Source organism: Arthrobacter sp. Y3221159 (assembly GCF_059089885.1).
Genome location: NZ_JBNHFC010000038.1, coordinates 1 through 8,908, shown reverse-complemented (window position 1 = coordinate 8,908; position 8,908 = coordinate 1). Strand labels below are relative to the sequence as shown.

General features: G+C 65.8%; 7 protein-coding genes and 1 rRNA gene. 5 read left to right on the top strand and 3 right to left on the bottom strand.

The genetic code is table 11. The features are described 5' to 3' along the window. The 3 genes from otsB to AC5RT3_RS20385 all read left to right on the top strand — a co-directional run. The coding region (otsB, locus tag AC5RT3_RS20395) for a trehalose-phosphatase (protein WP_494125078.1) at positions 1-728 on the top strand (728 nt) is incomplete at its 5' end. A 218-nt stretch (positions 729-946) separates the two neighbouring features. Continuing rightward, positions 947-2,029: an ABC transporter ATP-binding protein gene (locus AC5RT3_RS20390; RefSeq protein WP_013599924.1), complete on the top strand. Its 1,083-nt coding sequence runs from the start codon at positions 947-949 to the stop codon at positions 2,027-2,029. A 119-nt stretch (positions 2,030-2,148) separates the two neighbouring features. Next, positions 2,149-3,564: a DUF4032 domain-containing protein gene (locus AC5RT3_RS20385; RefSeq protein WP_009359149.1), complete on the top strand. Its 1,416-nt coding sequence runs from the start codon at positions 2,149-2,151 to the stop codon at positions 3,562-3,564. On the opposite strand, the gene AC5RT3_RS20380 is transcribed toward AC5RT3_RS20385, so the two are convergent. Beyond that, positions 3,561-4,937, bottom strand: coding sequence for an FAD-binding oxidoreductase (locus tag AC5RT3_RS20380; RefSeq protein WP_494053709.1), 1,377 nt, complete (start codon positions 4,935-4,937; stop codon positions 3,561-3,563). The two genes, AC5RT3_RS20385 and AC5RT3_RS20380, sit on opposite strands and share 4 nt — an antisense overlap. 194 nt (positions 4,938-5,131) lie before the next feature. Here AC5RT3_RS20380 and AC5RT3_RS20375 point away from each other — a divergent pair, with 194 nt between their 5' ends. After that, positions 5,132-6,865 carry a glycoside hydrolase family 13 protein gene (locus AC5RT3_RS20375; RefSeq protein ID WP_494053708.1) on the top strand — a complete coding sequence of 578 codons (1,734 nt, stop codon included), beginning with the start codon at positions 5,132-5,134 and terminating at the stop codon, positions 6,863-6,865. A gap of 2 nt (positions 6,866-6,867) precedes the next feature. Then, a complete protein-coding gene (locus tag AC5RT3_RS20370) occupies positions 6,868-7,923 on the top strand; it encodes a LacI family DNA-binding transcriptional regulator (RefSeq protein WP_494053707.1) in 1,056 nt (351 codons plus the stop codon). A 244-nt stretch (positions 7,924-8,167) separates the two neighbouring features. Here AC5RT3_RS20370 and AC5RT3_RS20365 read toward each other — a convergent pair whose 3' ends face one another. Together AC5RT3_RS20365 and rrf are read right to left on the bottom strand one after the other, a co-directional pair. Further along, complete coding sequence (locus tag AC5RT3_RS20365) at positions 8,168-8,659, bottom strand: SRPBCC family protein (protein ID WP_494125077.1); 492 nt, start codon at positions 8,657-8,659, stop codon at positions 8,168-8,170. A 153-nt stretch (positions 8,660-8,812) separates the two neighbouring features. Then, positions 8,813-8,908: ribosomal RNA gene (gene rrf, locus AC5RT3_RS20360) — 5S ribosomal RNA — on the bottom strand; the annotation flags it as partial.

Here is an 8,908-nt window from a genome sequence, read left to right as displayed (position 1 = left end):
GGACCTCCATGGAGCTGGGCGGCAACGCACCGTTCGTCGTTTTCGAGGACGCGGACCTGGACGCCGCCGTCGCCGGGGCGATGCTGGCGAAGCTGCGGACGACGACGGCCCTCATCTCAGGCCGGGCCCTTGCCAGCCTGCGCGCCGTCGCTTCGCCGCCCGTGGACTCCCTGCTCATCGGCAGCCACGGGGCGGAAGCCTGGCTGGGGCCCGGTTCCACCGGGCTCACACTGGATGAACAGCAGACGGCACTGCTGGCCGAGGTCCGCGCCCTCCTCGCGGAGATTGTGGCCGAGGCTCCCGGAACCATGCTCGAGGACAAGCCGGCAGGCGTGGTGCTGCACACGCGACAGGCGGCGGACGACGTCGCCGCGGACGCGGTAGCTGCCGCACGCTCCCTCCTGCAGGACCGGAAAGGCGTGTTCCTGAAGGACGGCAAGCGCGTCCTGGAGACCTCCGTCGTCAACGCCTCGAAAGGCGAAGGCGTCACATTCCTGAGGCAGGCAACAGGCGCCACGGCAGTCCTGTTCGCCGGGGATGACACCACTGACGAAGACGCGCTGGCACGGCTGGAGCCCGGCGATGTGGGCGTGAAAGTGGGCCTGGACTTCACCCAGGCGCAGTACCGCGTGGAGGCGCCGGTGCACGTTGCGGAGCTGCTTGAGGCGCTGCTGCAGGAGCGGAGCCTGGCCGTCGCGGAAGAGGATCCGGACGGGGCGCCGGAGTAAAGGGTGTCCAGGACAACATGTGACGTCCGTAACATTTGCAACAATAAACAACGCGTCTGACATACTCTTGCTTGTGATGTGGCGCACAGACACCGTGCGGCGTCACGCGGTGCACTGCGGCCGGTCCGCAGTCCACCTTGCAACACAAAACTGAACAAACATGAACCATTCACAACGGATCGTCCGGCACGTACCTGCCGGTGAAGGGATTGATAACTGTGGCTACAGTTACTTTTGACAACGCTACGCGTCTGTACCCGGGCACAGATAAGCCCGCCGTCGATAAGCTCAACATCGACATCGCCGATGGCGAATTCCTGGTCCTCGTGGGACCCTCCGGTTGCGGTAAGTCCACCTCCCTGCGCATGCTCGCAGGCCTCGAGGACGTCAACGCCGGCCGCATCCTGATCGGTGACCGCGACGTCACCGATGTTCCGCCGAAGGACCGCGACATCGCGATGGTGTTCCAGAACTACGCGCTGTACCCGCACATGACTGTGGCCGACAACATGGGCTTTGCCCTCAAGATCGCCGGCGTCTCCAAGGAAGAGCGCGCCGAGCGCGTTCGCGAAGCAGCAAAGCTCCTCGACCTCGAGCAGTACCTGGACCGCAAGCCGAAGGCACTCTCCGGCGGCCAGCGCCAGCGTGTTGCCATGGGCCGCGCCATCGTGCGTAACCCGCAGGTCTTCCTCATGGACGAGCCGCTGTCCAACCTGGACGCCAAGCTGCGTGTCCAGACCCGTACGCAGATCGCGTCGCTGACCCGCCGCCTCGGCGTCACCACGGTCTACGTGACCCACGACCAGGTCGAGGCCATGACCATGGGTGACCGCGTGGCTGTGCTCAAGGACGGCTTGCTGCAGCAGGTTGACACCCCGCGCAACCTCTACGACCGTCCCAAGAACGTCTTCGTTGCCGGCTTCATCGGCTCCCCCGCCATGAACCTGCTGGAACTGCCCGTCGTTGACGGCGGTGTCCAGTTCGGCGGCACCGTCTACCCCGTGCCGCGCGACGTCCTGGAAGAGGCACACGGCTCCACCGTCACCCTCGGCAGCCGCCCCGAAGACCTGGAAACCGCTCCGCACGGCGAGGGCCTGAAGGTTGAGGTGGACGTCGTCGAAGAACTCGGCGCCGATGCCTACGTCTACGGCCACACCACGCTGGACGGCAAGGACCACGACATCGTGGCACGCGTCGACGGCCGCCGCCCTCCGATGAAGGGCGAATCCATCTACGTCCGCCCGCAGTCGGGCCACGTGCACCTGTTCGATACCAAGACCGGCCTGCGCCTGGGCGACTGAATCGCGCTCTAACCGACGGCGGCCCACACCTTTTCGCAAACGGTGTGGGCCGCCGTCGGCCTTTAACTGCGCCTGCCGGCAATTTAGCCGCCCACCGCCAAGTACGGAAGAATTGAACCATGACCGAGGAATACAGCGCCCAGTGGCACGACGAACCCACCGACTACGCGCAGATCGGAAAACTGCCGCGCTTCGTGGCCGCCAGTGCGGACGACGGGAAAGCCGCCTCGGTCTCGTCGCTTAACATCACCGCCGCTGCAGCCGATCCCGAACTGTTGGACCTGCCCTGGCACATCGCCCTGGAAGACTGGCCGGCCGAATACCTCGCTGCCCTCCCCCGCGGTATCTCCCGGCACATCGTCCGCTTCGCCCACCTCGGCGGCTCCGTCATCGCCATCAAGGAAACCTCGGAGCACGTGGCCCGGCACGAATACCACATGCTCCGTAAGCTCGCACGGCTGGACGTGCCCTGCGTGGAGCCGGTGGCGGTCATTACCGGCCGCGCAACCCCGGACGGCCGGCCGCTCAACCCGGTCCTGGTCACACGGCACCTCAAGTTCTCCATGCCGTACCGGGCGCTGTTCTCCCAGATGCTCCGCAAGGACACCCTGACCCGCCTCATCGACGCCCAGGCGCTGCTCCTGGTGCGGCTGCACCTGATCGGGTTCTACTGGGGCGACGTGTCCCTCTCCAACACCCTGTTCCGCCGCGACGCCGGCGCCTTTGCCGCCTACCTCGTGGACGCGGAAACCGGCGAGCTGTACCCGGACCTCTCCACGGGCCAGCGCGAATACGATCTTGAAATCGCACGGGTCAACATTGCCGGCGAACTCATGGACCTTTTGGACGGCGGACTGATCGAGGAAAAGGTGGACCCCGTGGCCACCAGTGAACTCATCATGGACAGCTACCGCCGCCTCTGGGCTGAGCTGACCGAGAAGGAGTCCTTCGAACTCGGCGAGCGCTGGCGCGTGGGTGCCCGCATCCGCCGCCTCAACGAACTCGGCTTCGACGTTGAGGAATATGCCATCAAGACCACCCAGAACGGTTCCACCATCCAGCTGCAGCCGAAGGTGGTGGACGCCGGGCACCACCAGCGGCGCCTGCTCCGCCTCACCGGCCTGGACGCACAGGAGAACCAGGCGCGCCGCCTGCTCAACGACATGGACTCCTTCCGGGCTGACAACAACCCGGACATGGATGAGGAATACAGTGCCCACCTGTGGGTCAGCCAGGTTTTCGAGCCGATCGTCCGTTCCATCCCGCGTGACATGTCGGGCAAGCTGGAACAGGCGGAGGTGGTCCACGAGGTCCTGGAACACCGCTGGTACATGTCCGAGAAGCAGGAACGCCACATTCCCCTGGCCGAGGCGGTGCAGTCCTACATTGACTCCATCCTCCGCCACCGCCGGGATGAGGCCGCCATCATGCTGAACCCGGACACCGGGCTGCTGAAGATCCTCGAGGTGGAGACCGAGGAGTCCCGGTATGGCGACGAGGAGTCCATCGACGAATACCCGGACGCGGACGACTAAGGCAGGATCGCTTTACCCGGGTTCAGGATGCCCTCGGGGTCGAACAGTTCCTTGATCCTGCGCTGTAGCTGCTGCAGCGGCGCCGGCTGCTCCTGCCCCAGCCACCGCAGCTTGTACTGGCCCACCCCGTGTTCGCCGGTGATGGTGCCGCCCATGTCCAGGGCGGCCGTAATGCTTTCGTCCAGGGCCCGCTGGAGCCGCTCCATCGCCCCGGCGTCCACGCCGCTGCCGTCCCGCTCGATCCAGAAGGTGGGGTGCAGATTGCCGTCCCCGGCGTGGGCCACCACTTTGAGGTTCACGTTGTGGCGGACGGCCATGGCCTCCAGCGCGCCGACGTAATCCACCAGGCGCGAACGCGGCACGGCCACGTCCTCCCCCACCCGGTACTCATCGTCAACTTCCGTACCCCTGCTGTGGCGCCGGAGCTCCACCAGCCGTTCAGCCTCGGCGCTGGCTTCCGCGGTGACTGCCGCACCACCGGACCGCAGAACCGTGCGCACCACCTCCGCCTCGGGGCCGGCGCCGAACCCGTCCGTTTGAACCAGGAGCAGGGAGCCGCCCCGTGCCGTGAGGTTCGACCCATGGATGTCGTCCAGCTGGGCCAACGTGCCGCCGTCGAGCAGTTCCATGATGGCGGGCTGGACCCGCGCCTTTCCTACCGCCAGGACGCCCGCGGCAGCCATCCGGAAGTCGGGATAGAAGGCTGCCACTGTGTGCACCTCGTGGGGCAGGTACTTCAGCCGCACGGTGATTCCGACGACAATGCCCAGCGTCCCTTCCGATCCGACAAACAGTCCCGTCAGGTCATAGCCCGCTACGCCCTTGAACGTCTGGTGGCCGGTGTGGAGAAGGGAACCGTCCGCAAGCACCACGTCGAGGGCCAGCACCGAGTCCCTGGTGACCCCGTACTTTGCGCAGCGCAGCCCGCCCGCGTTCGTGGCCACATTGCCGCCGATCGTGGACGTGCGGAAGCTCGCTGGGTCCGGTGCGTACATCAAGCCATGCACGGCGGCAGCTTCGTTGAGCACCGCGTTGACCACTCCGGGTTCCACGACTGCCGTTTCGTCGTCCGGGTTGAGTGCAAGGATGTGGTCCATCCGCTCCAGCGACATGACAACGCAATTGCGCGTGGCGTGGGCGCCTCCGGACACTCCAGTCCCTGCTCCCCGGGCCACCACCGCCACACCCCTGGCCGCACAGGCGCGCACCACGGCCTGGACGTCCGCAACGGATTGCGGGAAAACGACGGCGAGTGGCAGGTGGAAGTCGATGATAGGCGCCTGGTCCACGGCGTACCGGCGGAGCGCGGCCTCTCTCACGTCAACCTGCCCAGGGGCGAGCATGCCCTCGAGTTCATCAAGCACGCTGCCCACAAGGCCTCCATCCGACGCCGAATTTGTCTCCTCAGTCTAGGGGCACCCGCGCACGCACTTCGTAACGTATCCCTGCATCACTGCAAGCGTTTCCACTACTGACCTGCAGCAACGCCCTCGTGGCGAACAATATGCGGCCGTAAGAATATGGAAGCGTTTTCATTTTCCCCTTCTCCTTGTCTAAGCTGTCAACCATGTCTGTCGAAACTGTGATCCCCAGCACTACGCTCGATGCCGGCCCGCTGACACTCATCCACTCTGCGGACGCCGTCCCGGGCTGGTGGCGCTCAGCCGTGATCTATCAGGTGTACCCGCGGTCTTTCCGCGACTTCAACGGCGACGGCATAGGCGACCTTGCCGGCATCACCGAGGAACTTCCGCACCTGGCGGACCTCGGCGTGGACGCGGTTTGGCTGTCGCCTTTCTACCGCTCTCCGCAGCGCGATGCTGGCTACGATGTCAGCGACTACTGCGATGTGGACCCGATTTTCGGCACCCTTGGCGACTTCGACGTCATGATGGCCGAGTCCCACCGGCTGGGCCTGCGGGTCATCGTGGACCTGGTTCCCAACCACTGCTCGGACCAGCACGCCGCTTTCCAGGCTGCCCTGGCGGCGCCCGCCGGCAGCCCCGAGCGGGAGATGTTCATTTTCCGCGACGGCAGGGGATCCGGCGGTCACGAGCCGCCCAACAACTGGCAGTCCCACTTCGGCGGGCCTGCCTGGACCCGGGTGGCCGGCCCGGACGGCCAGCCGGACCAGTGGTACCTTCACCTCTTCGATTCCTCCCAGCCCGACTTCAACTGGGACAACCCGGCCGTCCATGCCGAGTTTGAACGCGTCCTCCGGTTCTGGCTTGACCGCGGCGTCTCCGGTTTCCGCGTGGACGTTGCCCACGCCCTGGTCAAGGCCCCCGGGCTTCCGGCCTGGGGCGGACGGGCGGACGGCGGGAGCAGCGACGGGTTCCCAGGCCATGAAGCACCGATGTTCGGGCAGCCGGCCCTGCATGACATCTACCGCCACTGGCGCCGAATCCTGGACGAGTACGGGCCGGACCGCATCCTCTGCGCCGAGGCCAATGTTGATCCGCTGCCGCGGCTGGCGGACTGGGTACGGGAGGACCAGATGCACCAGGCCTTTAACTTCCCGTACCTGCATGCAGGGTTGGACGTCCACCGGCTGCGCGGGGTGATCACGGACTCGCTGGTGGCGCTGGACGCCGTTGGCGCTCCAAGCACTTGGGTGCTGTCCAACCACGACGTCGTCCGGCATGCCAGCCGCTTCGGCTACAACGGGCCGGGGCCTCGGGACGGGGACGGGATTGGCCCCGCTGATCCCCAGCCGGACACCGCACTAGGGCGCCGCCGGGCAGCTGCCGCTTCGCTGTTCATGCTGGGACTGCCGGGTGCAGCCTACCTGTACCAGGGTGAAGAGCTTGGGTTGCCCGACGGCATCGACATCCCCGAGCATCAGCGGCAGGACCCCACTTTCGCGCGGACCGGCGGGGAGCGCCTGGGCCGTGACGGCTGCCGCGTTCCGCTCCCGTGGCGTGCCGCGGACAAGAACCTCGGCTTTGGTGCCGGAGACACCCCCTGGCTGCCGTTTCCGCCCTCGTTCCCGGCCTTGGCGCGCGACGTCCAGGCTGATTCGCCGTCGTCGCACCTCGCGCTGTACCGGAACATCCTTCGGATCCGGAGGGACCTGGACCTGGGCCGGGGCTCGCTCGCCTGGGCAGAGGACTGGTGCACCGGTTCCTCACTCGGGTATGTCAACGGCACTACGCTGGTGCTTATGAACCTCAACCACGAGCCACTGGAATTGCCCGCCGGGCAGGTCATCGTCCGCAGCCTTCCCTCGGAGTCCGGTACGCACCTCGCCTCGGGCGAGACTGCCTGGATCCAGCTTGGACCCGGCGCCGCAGCAGACTGAGCATGGCGGGCATCAAGGAGGTAGCAGCCAAAGCGGGCCTGTCCGTGGCCACCGTGTCCCGGGCGTTGAGCGGGAAGGCCAACGTGTCGCCGCGGGCCCGCCGGCTCGCCCAGGAAGCTGCGCAGGAGCTGGGCTTTGTCCCGTCCTACCACGCTTCCAGCCTCGCTTCGGGGCGCAACCACAACATCGGGCTTGTGGTGCCGCATGTGCACCGGTGGTACTTCTCCTCGGTACTTGAGGGAGTCTCGGAGACCCTGCTGGATGCTGGCTACGACCTCACGCTGTATAACGTGGGCGAGCAGCCTGAACGGCGCAGCAGCGTGCTCAACGACTTCCTGCTGCGGAAGCGCCTGGACGCCGTGATCGCGGTGGCATTGGTGCTGAGTGAAGAGGAGATCCTGCAGCTCTTGGCCGTCCACCGTCCGATCGTGGGGATCGGCGGAGCGCTGCCGGGCGCGTCCACCATCCGTATTGACGATGAACGGCTGGCACGGGAGGCCACCGACCACCTCATCCGGCTGGGCCACACCCGGATTGCGCACATGACGGGTGACGCGGAACTGGACCGCGACTTCAAGCTGCCGGGAATCCGCCGCGGCGGCTTCGAAAAGGCGATGGCGGCTGCGGGCCTGCCGGTTCGCCGGGAATGGCAGGTACCGGCCGATTTCACCATTCACGGCGCGTATGCGGGCGCACGCCGCATGCTGGGGACGGCAGCGGAACGGCCTACTGCCGTGTTCGCGGCTTCTGACGAGATGGCTGTCGGCATCATCCTCGCAGCACGTGACTTCGGCCTGCAGGTTCCGCACGATCTTTCCGTGGTGGGCATGGACGGGCATGAGCTTGGCGAGACGTTCGGGTTGACCACCATCAGCCAGGATCCGCGGGGGCAGGGCCAGCTGGCGGCACGAACCGCCCTCGACTTGCTGGGCGATGGCGGGCAGAAGTCCGACGGCGGTGCGGGACAAAGTGCCACCGACCACGAATATCCCACGGAGTTCATCATCCGAACGAGTACGGCGGTACCGCCAGCGCAGGCTTCTACTCGGACGCTGTAGCTACTCCCCGTCAGCTTTGGGCTTGAGCTGCAGTTCCATCACCAGCCACCTTGGCAGCCGGATTCAGCGGGTAGGGCTTACGCCTTCCTGTGTCCCTGAAGCCTTGGCGCAGGTAGAGGCGCTGGGCCCGCACATTGTGCTCATGCACTCCAAGCTCCAGCAGGTCCGCCTGCAGTTCATACCGTTGCTGCTGCGATACAACGGCGCAGCGTCGCGTCTCCCTCTTCCAGGCGACGGATTTCGGTCATTCAGCCCCCATGAACCGGGCATACCTTGCCAGGATCTCCGGCCAGGCGTCGGCGTATTCAGCACGGACTGCAGCGGGGTCCTCGGCACCTTCCCACCCGTCATGGAATACGCGAACTTCTGTTCCCTCATCCACAGCTTTGAATACCACGAGGAGTTCAGTGGACCACAGGGCAGTGGTGCCGGGATGCCACGTTGCGTGGAAAGAGAACGGCGGCTGCCAGTCATCAAGCGTTCCCCAGATAGTCGTCCGGCCGTCGTCAGCGGTCTCAAGAATGAGGTTCTCTTCGAACTCGACATAGGAGTCAGCCCCGTAAACGCCATGGGCTTCCAGCGGCCACCACAGGTGTGTATGGTCCGTGAAGCCGGCGAAGGCATGGGCTATGGTCCCCGGCACCACGACGGTATGCACCACAGGCTCCAGCAGATCCGATGCGGGCTGGCTGTCGTCTTCCCAGGGGTCCTGGGCATGGCTGAAGAGGCTGTTCATGGTGATCAACTCTACCGGGGTCTCTTAACCCAAAAGTGCCTCCGCCAACACACCGTCACTTCCCCGAATGCCTTCAGGGAGCTTGGTTTGGTGGTTGGTTGTTTAAATGCGGGAGGCCCCAACCTGTGGTTGGGGCCTCGACCGTGATGTGTTGTCCGGCGGTGTCCTACTCTCCCACACCCTCCCGGGTGCAGTACCATCGGCGCTGTGGGTCTTAGCTTCCGGGTTCGGAATGGGACCGGGCGTTTC